The organism is Anaeromassilibacillus sp. An250 (assembly GCF_002159845.1).
Lineage (GTDB): Bacteria > Bacillota > Clostridia > Oscillospirales > Acutalibacteraceae > Anaeromassilibacillus > Anaeromassilibacillus stercoravium.
Map to the genome: position 1 here is coordinate 1 of NZ_NFJK01000071.1, position 668 is coordinate 668.

The window sequence follows — 668 nt, forward strand, 5'->3', positions numbered from 1 at the left end:
GTGACAGCCAGCATCCCGCATACGGGCGGCTGGCAGTCCTATACGGATGTGAAGGTCCTTGTGCCGTTGGAGGCGGGCCGCCAGACGATCCGCTTCAACGTGACGCACGAAGGCTGGAACATCAACTACTTCACTATCGCGTTGCCGGTGGAAGTACCGTCGTATGAGAGCGTGAGCATCAGAAACCGCTGGAATAACCAGTACCTCTATGACGACAACAGCGGCCTGCTGCGCTATGGCGACGAGATGCCGGCGGACGACCGCGACCCGTACACCTGGGATTTCCTCCCGGATGACGAGGGCTATTACACCATCCAGAACAAGGCCACGGGCAATTACATGGTCAACGACGGCAGCGGCTATGTGGCATGTGTGCCGGAACTGCCGGACGGCGACACAGGCAAGTGGGTCCTGCGTACCGTGGACGGATATTTCAAGATCAACAGCCTGGCGGACGACGCATTGTCCATCGCCCTGGAGAACCAGGACGAGGAAGGCCGCGTGGAGCTGACGGAAGCGCCGGATAGCTGGTACAGCGCGCACTATACGCTGAACAGCACCCGTTTCGACTATGATATCTATCCGGATAAGATTGTCGATGGCGCCTATACCATGACGGCGGAGGACGGCGAAGAGCTGTATTCCTCCTATGAAAACCGCACCTGGCG

Annotated in this window: 1 protein-coding gene; it reads left to right on the top strand. The window is 58.8% G+C overall.

The genetic code is table 11. The features are described from left to right. On the top strand, positions 1 to 668 hold a 668-nt coding region (locus B5F54_RS17190), incomplete at both ends, for a carbohydrate-binding protein (protein ID WP_140400425.1).